The sequence below is a fragment of the Streptomyces sp. NPDC006655 genome (genome assembly GCF_040703965.1).
GTDB lineage: Bacteria > Actinomycetota > Actinomycetes > Streptomycetales > Streptomycetaceae > Streptomyces.
The window spans coordinates 35,850-52,739 of sequence record NZ_JBEYJU010000062.1 but is presented as its reverse complement, the minus strand read 5'-3'; the positions used below and the strand labels follow the sequence as shown (position 1 = coordinate 52,739).

Genomic DNA, 16,890 nt, shown 5'->3' with positions numbered 1-16,890 from the left:
CGGGCATCGACACGGACGGGAATTCGAGCGGTTCCGGTGGACTTCGGGGACTCTGTCCAAGGTCCTTGAGGATCGCACGCACCGAACGCCGCTCCTTCTCCCACGGAGATCCATCAGAAGGGCTCTAGCCCGCCTTCCGGGCGGGCACCGTGGCCGTGAACTGGTTGGCCTGGAGCCCGTACAGCTCCGCGTAGACACCGCCGCTCGCCAGGAGTTCGTCGGGGGTCCCGGACTCCACCACCCGGCCCTGGTCGAGGACGTGCACCAGATCCGCGTGCCGGACCGACGCCAGCCGGTGGGTGATCAGGACGACCGTCTGCCCGCTGCCGGCCAGTGCCCGGATCTTCTCGAAGACCTCCAGTTCGGCCCGGGCGTCCAGGGCGGCCGTCGGCTCGTCCACGATCAGGATGTGCCCGCGCCGGTAGGCGGCCCGCGCGATGCCGAGGCGCTGCCACTGACCGCCGGACAGCTCGTGCCCACCGCTGAAGCTGCGCGCCAGCAGCGTCTCCAGGCCGCGCGGCAGGTCCTCGACCACCTCCTGAGCGCCCGCCTCCGCGACCGACGCGGCCAGCCGCTCCTCGGTGAGCGGTGCCGACGAGCGGCCGACGGCCACATTGACCTTGGCGGTGAACGGCCAGCGCTTGAAGTCCTGGGCCACCATCGCGATGCGTTCGGCGAGCCGGTGCCGGTCGGCCCGCGCCGCGTCGACGCCGTCCCACAGGATGCGGCCCCGGTCCGGCTGGTACAGCCCGGCCAGCAGCTTGACCAGGGTGGTCTTGCCGGAACCGTTCTCGCCGACCAGGGCGATGATCCGGCCGAGGGGGAGGGAGAGCGTCACGTCGTCCAGGGCGGGGCGGGAGGCGGCACCCGGACCGTCACCCGGGTCGTCACTCGGATAGGTGAAGGTGACGTTCTCGAAGCGGATCTCCCGCGGATCCTCCGGCAGGAGGTCCCCGCCGACCGGGATCGCCCGCTCGGCGGCCTCCACGTACAGCCGTTCCAGATCGCCGACGAACAGCGCCTCCTCGTGCAGGGTGTTGATCTCCAGCACGAGTGTGTCGAGGCTCGACGAGCCGGTGCGGATCGCGATCACCGCCGTACCGGCCACCGACAGGGCCATCGCACCGCTCAGCAGCAGTACGCCCAGCGTGGCGTAGGTCGCGACGGTCGCGAGGCCGGTCCAGGCCGCCGCGATCAGACCGGTACAGGCCGCCAGCCGCGCCAGCCGGGCCTGCTCCGCCTCCGCCGTCTCCGACATCGACCGGAAGTGCCGCAGCAGGAACGGGCCGACCCCGTGCACCCGGATCTCCGGCGCCGCCTCCGGCTCGGTGAGCAGGCTGCTGATCAGGTGGCCGGCGCGGGCGTGCTGCACCCAGGTGTGGAACGACTCGTAGCGGCGCCGGGCGTTGGTCAGGGCGCCCCAGGCGCTCGGGATCGTCATCGTGATCAGCAGCGGGAGCAGGGCCGGGTGCAGCACGGTCAGCACACCGGCCGCCGCGATCAGCGAGATCATCGCGTTCACCACGCGGGTGCCGTAACTGATCATACGGCGGGCCGAGGAGGCGCCGTACTGCGCGGTGTCCAGCAGCTTGTGGAAGGCGTGGTCCTCGATCGCGGCGAGCTCGACGGCCGCCGCCCGCTCCAGGTACAGCTCGGTCGCCACCCGCTCCACCTTCGGTTCCAGGCGGCCCGTGGCGTAGGTCGACGCGGCGCGCAGCAGGGCGCCCACGAACATGACGGCGGCCATGGCGACCAGGACGGGGGCGGCGTCGCGCAGCCGCTCCTCGATGGCGCCGGTGCCGATCAGCCGGCCCAGCGCGCTGTTCACGGCCAGCAGGCTCACGGCCTGGGTCACGCCGACGCCCAGCTGGGCCAGCAGCACGGTCCGCGCGTCCCGGGCGTCCGCCTGCCGGGCCAGCCGCAGACTGGACGCGAGCATGCCGGGCAGCCGGGTCATCATGGCGCGGAAGTCCAGCTCCAGGAAGGCGTCCCCGTGCTGGTTCCAGCCCATGTCGTAGCGGAGCGGCCCCCCGAACAGCAGCCGCTCCGACTCGGACACCTCTGGCGCCGCCGCATCCCGCCGCTTCCTCACCACGATCCTCCCCGGAGTCGCCGACGAACGGCCACTATCGCGGGCCCCGACACCTGCCGGGCAGGGCGCGCGACGGGGCTCGGGAGGCATGGGGGAGTGTGCTGGGGGTGCGGTGCGGCGAGGGGAGGGGCCGGGTTCGCGTGGTGGCCGGCTCGCGCAGCGGTCACGCGCTCAGCGGGCGGGACCATTCCGGGGTCGTCCCCGTCACCCGGCACAGGGCGAGGTACAGGGGGATGGGCGGGGTGTACGGCAGCGTCCCCTGAGGGCGGTGGATCAGCCGGGCGGTGTCGGGGAGCGTGGCTCCGGGGCTGTAGAGAGCGGGGGCGGGCCAGCTGAGGGCGTCGTCGGAGTCCGACGGAACGATCCACCACCAGTGCGTGCCGTTGGCGTACACGCACCCCACCCGCGGCAGCCGGGGCGCGACCAGCGGCCCGAGCGCCGCCGGTACGGCCACCGCGTCGCGGCCCAGCGGTGCCGTCATGCCCTCGGGCACCGGCAGTCTTCTGAGGCCGGTCCCGGATCCCGGCCGTCGGGTCCGCTGCAGGCGGACCAGGGTGTCGAGGCCGAGCGGCTGCCCGGGGCCGGGAACGGCGGTCACGCCTGCCCCCGCCTCGGGAACGGGCTCCGGGCCTGCGGCACCGTGTACCGGGGCTGCGGCATCGAGTACCGCGCCTCCCGTCGTGCCTCCTCGTCGGTACCCGGCGAAGGGCGGTGCACCGGATCCCGCGGGGTCCCGCGGGACGAGCCGCGCGTCGGAGCCGGGTCGGGACGGGCGCCCCAGCCGAGGTCGTCGCTGGGATTGACGATGTCCCCTGCGGCGTCGGTCCCGCGCGGCAGCTCCGCCCAGACCAGCAGCCCGGACCCGTGCTCCTGGGCTCCCCATGCCTGGCACAGCGCTTCGACGAGGAGCAGCCCCCTTCCGTGCTCCTCCTCGGGTCGCTGCGGGGACGGATGCGGCTCGTCGGGCGCGCAGCCCTCGTCGTGCACGGCTATGCGCACGGTGTCGTCGCCGTCGTGCAACTCGCACACCACACGAGTGCTCGCGGTGTGCACGATCGCGTTGGTCACCAGCTCGGACAGGACGAGCAGCGCGGTGTCACAGGTGTCCGCGCAGACCGACCAACCGGTCAGCCGGGCCCGCGCCAGGCGTCTGGCCTGCGCCGGAGAGCCCGGGTGAGCGGCCAGCTCGAACCGGAACCGGCGCTCGGCACCGCCCCCGACAGGGGCGACTGCCGCGGCGGCGCCGAGACCAGGACGGTCCCCGACGGCGTCTGTTCCTAAGGGCGCGGACGGAATCACGCTTGCCACTATCGCCCCGCCGCGAACACTTGGCAAGTGTCACTCTGAAAAATGCAGAGTGCTGTGTGACGGGGTGAAGGGCCGTGGCACACTGCTCGCAACAGCATGTCGAGCGGCGCCAGTTGGGATCAGTGCGGATCCTGCGGACCGATCCGGCCCATGCGACCGAAGGTGCCGAACAGGTGAACTCCGGCTGTTTCGGGCGCCCAGGCGCGGCGGCCGGCCTGGTCGGTCCGTCAGATGTCCGAGGGGTCCCGCAACGGCTCCGCCGGCCTGTCCGCATGCCGGGTGACACCTGTAGGCGGCGGACCGGCGCGCCCGGGGTGGCCCGGTCAGGGAACTTCTTGGAGGTGGGTGGAGCGTGAGCGAGCCGCGGTCCGCGCCGACGGTGGGTCAGGTGGTCCTCGGTCGGCGCCTCCTCGACCTGCGGGAACGCGCGGGACTCAAGCGCGAGGAGGCCGCCCGGGTGCTCCGCGTGGCGCCCGCCACCGTCCGCCGCATGGAGACGGCCGAGGTCGCCCTCAAGATTCCCTACCTCCAACTCCTCCTGAAGGCCTACGGAGTGGCCGACGACGAGGCCGACCTCTTCGTCCGGCTCGCCGAGGACGCCAACAAACCGGGCTGGTGGCAGCGGTTCCACGACATCCTCCCCGGCTGGTTCTCCATGTACGTCAGCCTGGAGGGCGCGGCGAGCCTGATCCGTTCCTACGAACCGCACTTCGTCCCCGGCCTGATGCAGACCGAGGACTACGCGCGTGGGGTACTGCGGTCGGGTGCCATCGGGCAGACCCGGCCCGAGGACATCGAGGGACATGTCGCCCTGCGCATGCAACGCCAGGACCTGCTCACCCGCCCCGACGCGCCCCGTTTCTGGGCGGTGCTGGACGAGACCGTGCTGCGCCGCCCCGTCGGCGGCCCGGAGGTGATGCGCGCGCAGCTCGACCGACTGCTCGAGGTCACGGACCTGCCCAATGTGACGCTCCAGGTCGTCCCGTTCGCGAGCGGGCCGCACCCGGGGACGTACGGGCCCTTCGTACTCTTCCGGTTCGCCATGCCCGAACTGCCGGACATGGTCTACAGCGAGTACCTGACCGGCGCCGTCTACCTGGACGCGCGCACCGAGGTGGCCACCCACCTGGAGGTCATGGACCGCATGGCGGCGCAGGCCGCTACGGCACAACGCACGAAGGAGATCCTCCGGGATCTCCGCAAGGAGCTGTGAATGGATCGCATCAAACACCAGTCCGGACCGCGCAACCGCACGGGGCGGATCTACAACGGCATGCCCGCGAGGGAGCTGGGCAGCGAGGGCTGGCACAAGCCGTGGAGCGGCGGCAACGGAGGCAACTGCCTGGAGGCGATGAAGCTGGCCGACGGCCGGATCGCCGTCCGCCAGTCCACCGACCCGGACGGACCGGCGCTGATCTACACCACCGACGAGATGACGGCCTTCATCGAGGGCGCCAAGGCGGGGGAGGCCGACTTCCTGCTCTCCTGAACCTGTTACTGCTGAAGCTGCTCCGCATCTCGTTCAAGCCCTTTGCTGTTCGCTTTGTTCGCCTTCTTTCCCTTGGTAATCACTTGATCTGCGACCGCGTTCGACGCTTATGGAGTGCCTCATGACTGGGCAGGACCGCACCGTGATCGACACCGGCAAGCCGCATCCGGCCCGCATGTACGACTGGTATCTCGGCGGCAAGGACAACTACCCCGTCGACGAGGAGATGGGCCGGCAGATGCTGGCCCTCGACCCCCGGGTGCCGGTGATGGCCCGGGTGAACCGGGCCTTCATGCACCGGGCCACGCGCTGGCTGGCCCAGCACGGCGTCCGGCAGTTCCTGGACATCGGCACGGGCATCCCGACCGAGCCGAACCTGCACCAGATCGCCCAGGGCATCGCACCCGAGGCCCGGATCGTGTACTGCGACAACGACCCGATCGTGCTGGCCCACGCGGCGGCCCTGCTGCGCAGCACGCCCGAGGGCGCGACCGAGTACCTCCAGGCCGATGTGCGCGACCCGGCGGCGATCATCGCCGGCGCGCGCGAGGTTCTGGATCTCGACCGCCCCGTCGCGCTGTCGCTGGTCGCCCTGCTCCACTTCGTCTCGGACGAGGACGGGGCGCACGAGCTGGTCGGCAGACTGCTGTCCGAACTGCCGTCCGGCAGCTACCTGATGATGACCCACGCCACCGCCGACTTCACCCCGGAGGAGTCGGCGGCGGCCACCGCGAAGCTCAGGGCGGCCGGGGTCACGCTGGCGCTGCGCTCCCGGAAGGAGTTCGGCAGCTTCTTCGACGGGCTGGAACTCGTCGAGCCCGGGGTGTCGGTGGTCCACCACTGGCACCCCGAACTCGGCGAGCCGGTGCCGGGACAGGACGACGGGGTGATCCCGGGGTACGGGGCACTGGGCCGTAAGCCGTAAGCCGCGAGCGGGAAACGACCATCGGCTATACGACCATCGGCCGGTCGTACGGTGATATCGGTGCCGGCAGCTGTGAACTGCCCGTGAGATACCGGTCGACAGCTGCCGCCACCGCCCGCCCCTCCGCGATCGCCCACACGATCAGCGACTGCCCGCGCGCCGCGTCCCCCGCGGCGAACACCCCGGGCACGTTCGTCGCGAACCCGGCGTCCCTGCTGATCGTCCCGCGCGGCTCCGTCGCCACCGCCAGCTGGTCGAGGAGGCCGTCCGAGCGGTCCGGTCCGGAGAAACCGAGCGCCAGCAGCACCATGTCCACGGGCAGCGTCCGCCCGCTCTCCGGCACCGGCCGACGGGCCGCGTCCACCTCCACCAGGTGCAACGTTCGCACATGCCCGCTCCCGTCGCCCGCGAAGTGCAGCGTCGACGCCGCGAACAACCGCGCGTCCGCGTCAGCCGCGGGCGCCGTCTCCAGGTCCCGCGCCTCCTCGTGCGCCGCGGACAGCCGGTAGACCTTCGGATACGTCGGCCACGGCTCGACGTCCTCGTCCCGCTCCGCACCCGGCTGCGCGTAGATGTCCAGCTGGGTCACCGAAGCGGCCCGCTCCCGCACCGCCGTCCCCAGACAGTCCGCCCCCGTGTCACCCCCGCCCACGATCACCACGTGCTTCCCGGCCGCCGACATCGGCGACTCGGCCAGATCCCCCTCGCACACGCGGTTGGCCAGCGGCAGATACTCCATCGCCTGGTGTATCCCTTCCAACTCCCGGCCCGGCACCTCGAGTTCCCGCCACGCCGTCGCACCGGTCGCGATCACCACCGCGTCGTACCGGGCCCGCAGCTCCGCCGCCCCCACGTCCCGTCCGACCGTCACCGACGTACGGAACTTCGTCCCCTCCGCCCGCATCTGGTCCAGCCGCCGCTCCAGGTGATGCTTCTCCATCTTGAACGCGGGGATGCCGTACCGCATCAGCCCACCGAGCCGGTCGTCCTTCTCGTACACGGCGACCGTGTGCCCGGCCCGGGTCAGCTGCTGCGCCGCCGCGAGCCCGGTCGGCCCCGACCCGATCACCGCGACCGTCCGCCCGGACAGCCGCTCCGGCGGCATCGGCGCGGTGAACCCCTCCGCCCAGGCCCGGTCGGCGATCGCGCACTCGACGTTCTTGATCGTGACGGCCGGCTGGTTGATGGCGAGCACACAACCCGCCTCGCACGGCGCCGGGCACAACCGTCCGGTGAATTCGGGGAAGTTGTTCGTCGCGTGCAGCCGGTCACTCGCCGCCCGCCAGTCCTCCCGCGACACCAGGTCGTTCCACTCCGGGATCAGATTGCCGAGCGGACACGCGTCGTGGCAGAACGGCACCCCGCAGTCCATGCAGCGGTCCGCCTGCCTGCTGATGATCGGCAGCAGCGCCCCGGGGACGTAGACCTCGTCCCAGTCGCGTACCCGCTCCTCGACCGGTCGCCGCCGCCACTCCTCGCGCTGCGTGGTCATGAACCCCTTGGGATCGGCCATGGTCGTCTTCCTCGCGTACGTCCACCCCAGGCCGTGCCTCGATCGGGCGGCACTCCTGCGGCCACGATACGTCCGCCCGGAGCCGCCCGCAGAGTGGCCGGCGGCCGGTCTCCTCCTCCCTTCACCCTCAGGACAGGGCCAGTGCGTACACGAGGGCCGCCGCGGCCGACGCGAGGGTGCGCAGGTGGTTCCAGAACGTCCACTCACGCACGTACACCGGCCAGTAGGCCGCGGCCTCCGGAGCACCCGGCTCCAGCTCGGCCAGTGCCTCGTTCCGGGGCACGTTCGCCACCACCGTCAGCCCGAACGAGCCGCACAGGTGGAGCGCGCTGCCGAGCAGGAGCACCACCTTCCCCTCGTCCGACCACACCACGAAGGTCACCACCGCGATCATCGCGCTCACCACCGCCGACCCCCCGAACACCAGCATGAACGCCGGTGTCAGCGCGGACCGGTTGATCGCGTTCATGGCGGCGATCCCCTGGGCCGGCGGCAGCGAGGCCAGCCCGCGCATCACGAACGTCGAGAACCCGCAGAACACCCCCGCCACCAGGCCGGTCCCCAGCACCCCCAGCAGCACCAGTACGTAATACGGTCCGTCGATCACGACCACCACACCCCACTCACGCCCGGAAACCTCCGCCCCTCGGGTCCATGCCCAACCGTCCGCCCCCGCCCGTGACCGGCACGGGCGTCCACGGCCGCACACGTACGAAATCATCCGGTCGAACGCACCTCCACCCCTGCCTCCCACGTCCGCAACACCGCTTCCACCGTCCCCGCGATCCGCCGTCGCGCCTCGTACCGCGGGACCCCGTTCATCAGCAGCTGGTCGTACGGCGTGTCCACGTGCCGCACCCCCGCCACCACCGCCGAGATCACCGCCCCCTCCGTCAGCGACCGTCCGGCCGCGGTACGCCCCACCCGCCCGCTGCCCCGCACCGAGGCGTGGGTCGCGATCGCCAGGGCCCGCTCCGCCGGACAACCCGGGAACAGCCGCAGGATCTCCGCCGCGAAGGCGCGCGTGAACCGCACGTCCTGCGCCGCCCGGAGCTTCGCGCCCCGTGCCCGCCGGCGCCGCCGCGCCTCGGCGTCCGCCAGACACCGCGCCTCGGCCCGGACCAGCGCGGCCTCCTCCACCAGGACACCCTGCCGCTCGTACCTGGCCCTGCGCCGGTTGAACCGCACCACCACGGCCGACAGCGTGCTCTCCTCCCGCGACCGCCGGGTCAGCGCGGTGTCCCCGCGCGGCAGGAACACCAGGTGCCCGAGATCGGCGCACTCCAGACACCGCGGCGCCCCGTCCTCCAGCACCAGCAACGACAACGGTCCCCGCCGGCACGCCGCACACCGCCGGTGCCGAAGCGGCTGCACGACCACAAGCCCGCCGTGATGAGGGGGAGTTGCGAGACGCGTCATACGCGGTTCTTTCCCTCGCTCCGGGGCCTGACCCCACGTCCTTCGCCTCCTCCCGCGGGCCGGGCACCGCCCAGGCGGCGCACCGTGCCGTCGCCTCGGCAGTCGGAGGCCGGTGGCCGGTGGCCGGTGGCCGAAGGGGCCTCCCGGGAGAGGGCCCCGGCATGCCCGGTGGTCCCGCCCGGCGAGGCATCATGGCCCCGTGCGACTGGAAGCGATCACCTGGGACCGGCTCGCCGAGCGCCTCGCCGAGCGGCTGGCCGACCTGACGCCCGCCGACGGGGGTGCCTGGCCGCGCGTCGCCTTCGACGGCGCCCCGGCGGCCCGGCCCGGCGACCTCGCGCAACGCGTCGGCGAGGCGCTGCGGGTCCGGGGCCGGCCGTCGCTCGTCGTGGACACCGAGGGCTTCCTGCGCCCCGCCTCACTGCGCCTGGAACACGGCCGCCGGGACGCGGAGTCGTACTACGGCGGCTGGTTCGACACCAACGCCCTGTGGCGCGAGGTCTTCGGCCCCCTCGACCCCGGCGGCACCGGCCGCGTCCTGCCCGACCTCTGGGACCCCGCCACCGACCGGGCCACCCGCAGCCCCTACGTCTCCCTCCCGCCCGGCGGCCTCCTGCTGCTGCACGGACCGCTCCTGCTGCGGCACTGGTTCCCGTTCGACCTGACCGTCCACCTCCTGCTGACTCCCGGCGCCCTGCGCCGCCGTACCCCCGAGAGCGATCACTGGACCCTGCCCGCCTTCGAGCGCTACACGGCCGAGACCGACCCCGCCGGCGCGGCCGACGTCCTGGTCCGCGCCGACGACCCCCGCCATCCGGCGTGGAGCGGCTGAGCGTCCCGGCGAGCCCGCCCCCGCACGGGTGCGGCGGCCTCGGGCGTCAGAGCCAGCCGTTGCGCCTGAATCCCCGGTACAGGGCCAGACACGCCGCGGATATGACGCCGAGGACCAGCGGATAGCCGAACCGCCAGTGCAGCTCCGGCATGTGATCGAAGTTCATCCCGTACACGCCGCAGACCATCGTCGGCACAGCGATCACCGCGGCCCACGCCGTGATCTTCCGCATGTCCTCGTTCTGCGCGACCGTCACCTGCGCCAGATGCGCCTGGAGGATGGAGTTGAGCAACTCGTCGAAGGACGCGATCTGCTCCTTCGCCCGCATCAAGTGGTCCAGCACGTCCCGGAAGTAGGTCTGTATCTCCGGCGGGATCACCCGGGCCGGCCGGGTGGTCAGCTCCTCCATCGGCCGGCCGAGCGGCACCACCGCCCGCTTCAGCTCCAGGAGTTCACGCTTCATCTGGTAGATCCGCCCCGGGTCGGCCCGGGCGCCGTCCGGCGCGAACACGTCCGCCTCGACCTGGTCGATGTCGGCCTGCACCGAGTCCGTGACGTTCAGGTAGTCGTCCACCACATGGTCCGCGATCGCGTGCAGCACCGCGGCCGGCCCCTTGGCCAACTGCCCCGGTGTGGCCTCCAACTCCTCCCGCAGCGGCCCCAGGGAGCCGTGCCTGCCGTGCCTGACCGTGATCACGAAGTCCGCACCGACGAACACCATGATCTCGCCGGTGTTCACCACTTCGCTGGTCGCGGTCAGCTTCTCGTGCTCGACGTAGCAGACCGTCTTGAACACCGCGAACAGCGTCTCGCCGTACCGCTCCACCTTGGGGCGCTGATGGGCCTCGACCGCGTCCTCGACGGCCAGCGGATGCAGGTCGAAGAGTTCCGCTATGCCCGCGAACTCGCTGTCCGTGGGCTCGTGCAGCCCCAGCCAGACGAACCCCTCACCCTTCTTGCGCACCCGCTCCACGGCCGAGTACAGATCGCTGCACTCCGGGACACGCACGCCGTCCTCGTACGTCACGCAGTTGACCACCGAGGAGCCCAGCGGGGACCGCGCGTGATGATTCAGGTCGACGCGGGGCCGCCGCCGGGCCAGCCGCGCCACCTTACGCAGGCCGCCGGCCCTGCCCAGCCCTGTGACCTTCCGCAGATTCCCTGCCATCGTCATCCGGAACTCCTTGCGTGGATCCCCTCGCACAACCCTTCCGCGCCTTGCCGGGCAAGTCTGCCAGCCCGGTGTGAGACGCGGGTAAGCCTGTGGGAACAGCGCGTTCCGGTTGGTTCCCGGCTGTGGACGACCAGCTGCCCGGCGCCGACCCTCCAGGACAAGCCGGGCAACTGGGATCATCGCTTCATGACACAAGCCGACGGATACCTGCTCGACAACCGCCAGAGCGAGGCCGGACAGCGCTTCGACGCCTTCGCCCGGCTCTTCGACCCCACCACCTTCCGGCACCTCGAGGCATCCGGTCTCACGACGGGCTGGCGCTGCTGGGAAGTAGGGGCGGGCGGCACCTCCGTGGTGTCCTGGCTGGCCGCGAAGGTGGGACCGGCCGGCCAGGTCGTCGCCACCGACATCGACACCTCGCTGCTCGCCGCGGCCGCCCACCCGCCGGTCGAGGTCCGCACCCACGACGTCGGCGCCGACGAACCCCCGGGGGAGGGGTTCGACCTGGTGCACGCCCGGCTGGTCCTGGTCCATGTGCCGGACCGCGAACGGGCCTTGCGTTCCATGATCAAGGCCCTGCGCCCCGGCGGGCGGCTGCTGATCGAGGACGCCGACCCCGCCCTCCAGCCCCTCACCTCCCCCTACGAGTACGGCCCCGAGCAGCGGCTCGCCAACCGCCTGCGCCAGGGCTTCCGCAAGCTCCTCGCCGAACGGGGCGCCGACCTGTCGTACGGCCGCAAGCTTCCGCGGCTGCTCCGCGAGGCCGGGCTGCGCGAGGTGGAGGCCGACGCCTACTTCCCGGTCGCCTCACCCGCCTGCACCGCGTTGGAGGCGGCCACGGTCCGGCAGATCCGCGACCGGCTCGTCACGGCCGGTCTCGCCACGGACGCGGACATCGACCAGCACCTGGCCAACGTGGAGGCGGGCGCCATGGATCTGGCCACCGCCCCGATGATCTCGGCCTGGGGCCGCAAGGAGTAGCCCCGGCGGCCCCGCCGTGTCAGCCGGGGGCCGGCGGTCTTGCCCCGACGCGTCCCACCGCCCGCGCGCCCGCCCGGCAGCCCCGCGCCGCGGCCTCCTCGGCATCGGTGCCGGCGACCAGTGCGGCGAGGAACGCCCCGGTGAAGGCGTCCCCGGCTCCCGTGGTGTCCCGGGGCGTCGCCGGTGCGGCCGGGACCCGCGCGACCACCCGGCCGGCCCGGGCCACCAGCGCGCCCTGAGCCCCCGCCTTGGCCACCACCAGCGGCACCCGGCGGCTCAACTCGGCCGCCGCGTCCGCCGGATCCGGCAGCCCCGTCAGGAGACAGGCCTCGTCCCGGCTCGGCAACAGCACGTCCACGCCTTCGACGAGCGCAGGGAAGCGGTCCACGCCCAGCGCCACGAGGAACCCGGCCGACGCCGGATCCAGGCTCACCAGCACGCCACGCGCGCGTGCCGCCGCCACGGCCACCGCCACCAGGGCCCGGCTCGGCGCCGAGAACAGCAGGTAGCCGGAGAGATGCAGCCGGACCACCCCGTCGAGCAGCGCGTCCGACCAGTCGGCCGGTTCCAGCCGCAGGGACGCCCCGCTGTCCGTGAGGAAGGTGCGCTCCGCCGAGGCACCGCCGTCCACCAGGCAGACCACCGTCCCCGTCGGGGCGTCGGGATCCACCACCAGCCGTGGCCGCACCCCCGAGGCGACCAGTTCCCGCTCGTGCCACCCGGCCGCGTCCGCGCCGACCCGCCCGAGCAGCCGTACGTCCGCACAGCCGGCGTGAGCGGCCCAGCAGGCGACGTTGGCGCCCGCGCCGCCGGGGAGCGTCCGGATCACGGCGGCCGTGTCGGTGCCCGCCGCCAGCGGCCCCCGGTGCCGCGCGACGACATCGGTGACCACGTCCCCGACGACGAGCAGCGCGCCGCTCCCGCCCCCGCCCGGCGCCCCTACCGCGCACGGTGCCGCGCCCCCGCCCGCTGCCCGGCCCGCCGTCTCGGCGACGCCCCGGGCGAGCCGCAGGTTCGCTTCCGCACCCGCGCCCGGCGGCGTCTCCCGCCGTGTCGTCACCCCCTGGCCCATGCCGAGGCGATCCGGGCCGCCAGTCTGACGTTGCCGCGCACGGCCGCCAGGTTGGCCTCCAGGGAGGCCCCGTCGGTGTGCCGGACCAGGTAGCCGAGCAGGAACGGGGTGACCGCCTGCCCGGTGATCCCCTCCGCGTCGCACGCGTGCAGTGCGTCGGCGAGCACGCGCGCGTGCAGGGCCGGATCGAGCTGTTCCGCCTCCGCCACGGGATTGGCGACGATCAGGGCCGTGTCCGCCGCGGCGAGCGTGTCCTGGGCCCGCATGACGTCCGCCACCTGCTCCGGGGTCCGGAGGGTCCAGTCGACCGGGTGCCCGGAGTCGGACAGGTAGAAGCCGGGGAAGCGGTCGGTGCCGTAGCCGGCCACCGCCACCCCCAGGGTCTCCAGTCGCTGGAGGGTCGCCGGCACGTCCAGGATCGACTTCACACCGGCGCACACCACCGTGATCCGGGTGCGGGCCAGCAGCCCCAGGTCGGCCGACTCGTCCTGGGTCACCGTCCACGCCCGGTGCACCCCGCCGAGCCCTCCCGTGGCGAACACCCGGATGCCGGCCAGCGCAGCCAGCTGCGCCGTCGCCGACACGGTGGTCGCCCCGCTGGCCTCCGCCGCCAGGGCGAACGGCAGATCACGGTGGCCCAGCTTGCGGATCCCGTCCCCGCTCGCCACGCGTTCCAGCTGGTCCTTGGCCAGGCCGACACGGGGCCGCCCGTCGAGCACCGCGATGGTCGCGGGCACCGCACCCGCCCGCCGTACCTCGTCCTCCAGCTCCAGCGCCACCTGGAGGTTGCGCGGGCGCGGCAACCCGTGCGCGATGATCGTCGACTCCAGAGCCACCACCGCCCGGCCCGCGTCGAGCGCCTCCCGGACCTCTTCCGACACCACCAGCACCACGCGCCCGCCTCCTGTCCCTCGGTCTTCCCTCATCCCTGGCGGGCGGCGCACCCCGCTAAACGCTTGCGACGCGTGCGGGACGCCACCAGCCTGGAGCGCATGACGAATCACCCGGTACGTCTGGACCATGTCGTCCTGTGGGTCGCCGACCCGGTCGCCGCGGCCGCCTTCTACGAGCGGACGGTGGGCCTGCGGCCGCTGAGGGTCGCCGAGTTCGCCGCGGGCGAGGTGCCCTTCCCCTCCCTGCGGGTCGACGAGGGGAGCATCATCGACCTCGCACCGCTCTCCCTCGCCGACCGCATGCCCGCACTCCCCGGCTCCGCCGACAGCGCGGGCCACCCCGTGCACCACATCTGTCTGGCCCTGCCGTCCGACGCCTTCGACGCCCTGCGCACCCGCCTGGCCCAGCACGCCGTCCCCATGACCGGCATCGGACACGACTCCTACGGCGCCCGCGGGAAGGCCCCGCGGAACTTCTACTTCCGCGACCCGGACGGCAACGTCGTCGAGGCACGGCACTACGCCTGACGGCCCCGCCGCAGCGCCTCAGAACAACGGTTCCGGCAGCACGCCCTCCAGGGCGAGCAGCTTCCGCTTGGTCTCCAGACCACCGCCGAACCCGCCGATGCCGCCGTCGCTCTCCACCACCCGATGGCACGGCACCACCACCGGCAGCGGGTTGGCCCCCATCGCCGCACCCACCGCCTGCGCCCCGCCGGGCTGCCCGACCCGGCCGGCCAGATCGCCGTATCCGACCACCGTGCCGTACGGGACACCCGAGGCCAGCTCGCGCAGCACCTGGCGGTTGAAGCCGGAGATCAGCGACCAGTCCAGCGGCAGGTCGAAGTCCCGCCGGTCGCCCGCGAAGTACGCCCGCAGCTGGCGTATCGCCTCGGCCAGCACCGGCGCCCCGGGCTCCTCGACCGGTTCGGTGCCCAGCCGGGCCGTCAGCCGCTCGAGAGTCCGCTCGCGCACCGCGTCCGTGGCATGGAACACCACGTTGACCAGGCCCTCGCGGGTCGCCGCCAGCAGCAGCGGACCGATGCCGGTGTCGACGAGGGCCCACACCACCCGCTGCTCGCACTGCCCTTCGCTGTCCATGCGCCCCACCGTACGGCCCGCCACTGACAACGCCCGCTCGTCCGGCCCGGGTCAGCCCGCCCGCAGCGCGGCCCGCACCACGTCGGGCTTGTTGCTGATGACCCCGTCGACGCCGTACCCGACGGCCTTCCACGCCGTGACGGCGTCGTCCACGGTCCAGGTGTAGACGCGCAGCGGCCGGCCGTGCGGCCCGTCGACGGAGTGCACGGCGCGCACGTAACCGGCGGAGATCGACCCCACCGACGGGTTGATCAGATCGGCGAAGCCCGCGTACCGCGGCAGCGTCGCCGTGGCCGGCGTGCCGAGATAACCGGTGGTCACGGAGGGCCGCAGCCGGTGCACGGTCCGCAGGCTGTCCGCGCTGAAGCTCTGCACCACCAGTCGGCCGAGATGGCGGCGGTCCAGCCACCCCTCGTCGCCCAGCTGCCGGAGGATCTGCCGCTCGACGCCCGGGTACAGCTCGGGGTTCTTGATCTCCAGGAGCAGCTTCTCGTGGTTGTGCTCGACCTCGCGCACGTACTGCGCCAGCGTGGGCACGCGCGTGCCCCTGTAAGCACGGGAGAACCAGCTGCCCGCGTCCAGCCGGGCGATCTCGGCGGCGGTGAAGTCCTTCACCTTCCAGGGGGCCCGGCCGGGGAAGACCTGTGTGACGTTCGTGGTGCGCCGGAGACTGTCGTCGTGGATGACGACGAGCCGGCCGTCCCTGGTGCGCTGGACGTCGTTCTCGACCCAGGTGAAGCCCAGGGCGGCCGCCTTGTCGACGGCGGCCAGGGTGTTCTCGGGTGCGTAGGCGCTGGCGCCCCGGTGGGCCAGCACCGTCAGCTCTCCCGCGTCGCCGGCCAGGGCGGTGGGCACGGGGCTCAGCAGGGCGGCCGTTCCCAGGAGCGCGGTGGTCGTGGCGGCAACTGCGCGCGCGTGCATGCGTACACCTCACGTCGGACGAACACGGACAGCACAAGACTGACAGCAGTGAGTCAACGGCGGGCGGGTACGGGACGACCACAGATCTAACGGAGTCGGCCAAGCCCGCTCACCGGTGCCGCACAAGTGAGGCAAAGCCGTGTTTCTTTGCCGGAAAATCGTTCGACCATTCCGGGCCGAGTCATACTCTCTGCGTCAACCCTGACCGCTCGGGCGGTCCTGGGACGGGGGCGCATCTCATATATTCCGGGACGCAAAGGGTGAAGGGCGGCCACGCATGCAGGGCACGGTCGACGGATTCAGCTACGGGGTCGTCACCCCGCTGGTGGCCTATCTGATGGCCTGCCTCGGCGGCGCCCTGGGGCTGCGCTGCACGACCCGGGCGATGCTGGTGGCCCACACCTGGCGGCCCGCCTGGCTCGCGCTCGGCTCCGCGGCGATCGGCTCCGGCATCTGGACCATGCACTTCGTCGCCATGATGGGGTTCAGTGTCAAGGAGACGCCGATCCACTACGACAAACCGCTCACCTATGCGAGCCTCGGCCTCGCCATCGTCATGGTGGGCGTCGGGATCTTCATAGTCGGCTACCGGGGCGCCACCGGCGCCGCGCTCTTCACCGGCGGCACGATCACCGGGCTGGGCATCGCCTCCATGCACTACCTCGGCATGGCCGGCCTGCGCCTGAACGGCACCCTGCAGTACGACACCGTCACCGTGGCCGCGTCGGTCGTCATAGGGGTGGTGGCCGCGACCTCGGCCCTGTGGGCGGCCGGGCAGATCCGCGGTTTCCTGTGGAGCGTCGGCGCGAGCCTGGTCATGGGACTTGCCGTCAGCGGCATGCACTACACCGGCATGGCCGCCCTCTCCGTCCATCTCCACAGTGCCGGAGTGGCGTCCCCCGGCGACTCGCCGGCCTCCCTGCTCGCGCCCATGCTGGTCGGACCGCTGGCCTTCCTCTGCCTCGCCGCCGTCGTCGTGATCTTCGACCCGCTGCTGGTCACGGGCAGGCCCGACCGGCGGCGCGTCGAGCACAAGCCGGGAGTCCCGGCGGCCGAGGTCACCCACCAGCCGAGCCGCCGCCGGTCCCTCCGCGTCAGCCGCGGGCCCGGCTACCGGGAACACAGCGTGCGCGCTCCGCAGAACCGCTGATCAGAACCGGTTGTCAGTGC

General features: G+C 72.7%; 18 protein-coding genes. 7 read left to right on the top strand and 11 right to left on the bottom strand.

Going from position 1 to position 16,890, the window contains the following annotated elements; translation table 11 throughout:
* Nucleotides 1-124: 124 nt before the first annotated feature.
* The 3 genes from AB0958_RS29945 to AB0958_RS29935 all read right to left on the bottom strand — a co-directional run bounded on the left by AB0958_RS29945 (nt 125) and on the right by AB0958_RS29935 (nt 3,391).
* On the bottom strand, nt 125-2,092 hold the full coding sequence (locus AB0958_RS29945) for an ABC transporter ATP-binding protein (RefSeq protein ID WP_366893594.1): 1,968 nt from the start codon (nt 2,090-2,092) through the stop codon (nt 125-127).
* 163 nt (nt 2,093-2,255) lie between these two features.
* Nucleotides 2,256-2,690 (bottom strand): hypothetical protein, encoded by a 435-nt coding sequence (locus tag AB0958_RS29940; RefSeq protein ID WP_366893593.1) that lies wholly within the window; start codon nt 2,688-2,690, stop codon nt 2,256-2,258.
* Entirely contained in the window at nt 2,687-3,391 is a 705-nt protein-coding gene (locus AB0958_RS29935) for an ATP-binding protein (protein WP_366893592.1), read from the bottom strand. The genes AB0958_RS29940 and AB0958_RS29935 overlap by 4 nt, the downstream gene beginning before the upstream one ends.
* 361 nt (nt 3,392-3,752) lie before the next feature.
* Between AB0958_RS29935 and AB0958_RS29930 the strand changes: the two genes are divergently transcribed.
* The 3 genes from AB0958_RS29930 to AB0958_RS29920 all read left to right on the top strand — a co-directional run bounded on the left by AB0958_RS29930 (nt 3,753) and on the right by AB0958_RS29920 (nt 5,814).
* A complete protein-coding gene (locus AB0958_RS29930) occupies nt 3,753-4,613 on the top strand; it encodes a helix-turn-helix transcriptional regulator (protein WP_366893591.1) in 861 nt (286 codons plus the stop codon).
* A complete protein-coding gene (locus tag AB0958_RS29925) occupies nt 4,614-4,889 on the top strand; it encodes a DUF397 domain-containing protein (RefSeq protein WP_366893590.1) in 276 nt (91 codons plus the stop codon).
* 121 nt (nt 4,890-5,010) lie between these two features.
* Complete coding sequence (locus AB0958_RS29920; protein ID WP_366893589.1) at nt 5,011-5,814, top strand: SAM-dependent methyltransferase; 804 nt, start codon at nt 5,011-5,013, stop codon at nt 5,812-5,814.
* A 25-nt stretch (nt 5,815-5,839) separates the two neighbouring features.
* On the opposite strand, the gene AB0958_RS29915 is transcribed toward AB0958_RS29920, so the two are convergent.
* The 3 genes from AB0958_RS29915 to AB0958_RS29905 all read right to left on the bottom strand — a co-directional run bounded on the left by AB0958_RS29915 (nt 5,840) and on the right by AB0958_RS29905 (nt 8,746).
* A complete protein-coding gene (locus tag AB0958_RS29915) occupies nt 5,840-7,327 on the bottom strand; it encodes a glutamate synthase subunit beta (protein ID WP_366893588.1) in 1,488 nt (495 codons plus the stop codon).
* Nucleotides 7,328-7,454: 127 nt separating this feature from the next.
* Nucleotides 7,455-7,934, bottom strand: a complete 480-nt coding sequence (locus AB0958_RS29910; RefSeq protein WP_366893587.1) for an anthrone oxygenase family protein — start codon at nt 7,932-7,934, stop codon at nt 7,455-7,457.
* Between the two features lie 110 nt (nt 7,935-8,044).
* Nucleotides 8,045-8,746, bottom strand: coding sequence for a DUF2293 domain-containing protein (locus AB0958_RS29905; protein WP_366893586.1), 702 nt, complete (start codon nt 8,744-8,746; stop codon nt 8,045-8,047).
* A 199-nt stretch (nt 8,747-8,945) separates the two neighbouring features.
* Here AB0958_RS29905 and AB0958_RS29900 point away from each other — a divergent pair, with 199 nt between their 5' ends.
* Complete coding sequence (locus AB0958_RS29900; protein WP_366893585.1) at nt 8,946-9,578, top strand: uridine kinase; 633 nt, start codon at nt 8,946-8,948, stop codon at nt 9,576-9,578.
* A 46-nt stretch (nt 9,579-9,624) separates the two neighbouring features.
* Here AB0958_RS29900 and AB0958_RS29895 read toward each other — a convergent pair whose 3' ends face one another.
* Nucleotides 9,625-10,752, bottom strand: coding sequence for a magnesium and cobalt transport protein CorA (locus AB0958_RS29895; protein ID WP_366893584.1), 1,128 nt, complete (start codon nt 10,750-10,752; stop codon nt 9,625-9,627).
* A 186-nt stretch (nt 10,753-10,938) separates the two neighbouring features.
* On the opposite strand from AB0958_RS29895, the gene AB0958_RS29890 reads away from it, so the two are divergent.
* Nucleotides 10,939-11,733 carry a methyltransferase gene (locus AB0958_RS29890; RefSeq protein ID WP_366893583.1) on the top strand — a complete coding sequence of 265 codons (795 nt, stop codon included), beginning with the start codon at nt 10,939-10,941 and terminating at the stop codon, nt 11,731-11,733.
* A 19-nt stretch (nt 11,734-11,752) separates the two neighbouring features.
* Here AB0958_RS29890 and AB0958_RS29885 read toward each other — a convergent pair whose 3' ends face one another.
* Together AB0958_RS29885 and AB0958_RS29880 are read right to left on the bottom strand one after the other, a co-directional pair.
* The gene (locus AB0958_RS29885) at nt 11,753-12,643 is read right to left on the bottom strand and encodes a PfkB family carbohydrate kinase (RefSeq protein ID WP_366893597.1); all 891 of its coding nucleotides are present in this window, start codon (nt 12,641-12,643) and stop codon (nt 11,753-11,755) included.
* Nucleotides 12,644-12,789: 146 nt separating this feature from the next.
* Nucleotides 12,790-13,698 (bottom strand): pseudouridine-5'-phosphate glycosidase, encoded by a 909-nt coding sequence (locus AB0958_RS29880; RefSeq protein WP_366893582.1) that lies wholly within the window; start codon nt 13,696-13,698, stop codon nt 12,790-12,792.
* Between the two features lie 99 nt (nt 13,699-13,797).
* Between AB0958_RS29880 and AB0958_RS29875 the strand changes: the two genes are divergently transcribed.
* Complete coding sequence (locus tag AB0958_RS29875; protein ID WP_366893581.1) at nt 13,798-14,226, top strand: VOC family protein; 429 nt, start codon at nt 13,798-13,800, stop codon at nt 14,224-14,226.
* An 18-nt stretch (nt 14,227-14,244) separates the two neighbouring features.
* Here the strand turns inward: AB0958_RS29875 and AB0958_RS29870 are convergent, their stop codons facing one another.
* Together AB0958_RS29870 and AB0958_RS29865 are read right to left on the bottom strand one after the other, a co-directional pair.
* The gene (locus AB0958_RS29870; RefSeq protein WP_366893580.1) at nt 14,245-14,799 is read right to left on the bottom strand and encodes a methylated-DNA--[protein]-cysteine S-methyltransferase; all 555 of its coding nucleotides are present in this window, start codon (nt 14,797-14,799) and stop codon (nt 14,245-14,247) included.
* 51 nt (nt 14,800-14,850) lie between these two features.
* Nucleotides 14,851-15,720 carry a glycerophosphodiester phosphodiesterase family protein gene (locus AB0958_RS29865; protein WP_366893579.1) on the bottom strand — a complete coding sequence of 290 codons (870 nt, stop codon included), beginning with the start codon at nt 15,718-15,720 and terminating at the stop codon, nt 14,851-14,853.
* A gap of 277 nt (nt 15,721-15,997) precedes the next feature.
* On the opposite strand from AB0958_RS29865, the gene AB0958_RS29860 reads away from it, so the two are divergent.
* Nucleotides 15,998-16,870: an MHYT domain-containing protein gene (locus AB0958_RS29860; RefSeq protein ID WP_366893578.1), complete on the top strand. Its 873-nt coding sequence runs from the start codon at nt 15,998-16,000 to the stop codon at nt 16,868-16,870.
* The last annotated feature ends 20 nt before the right edge of the window (nt 16,871-16,890 follow it).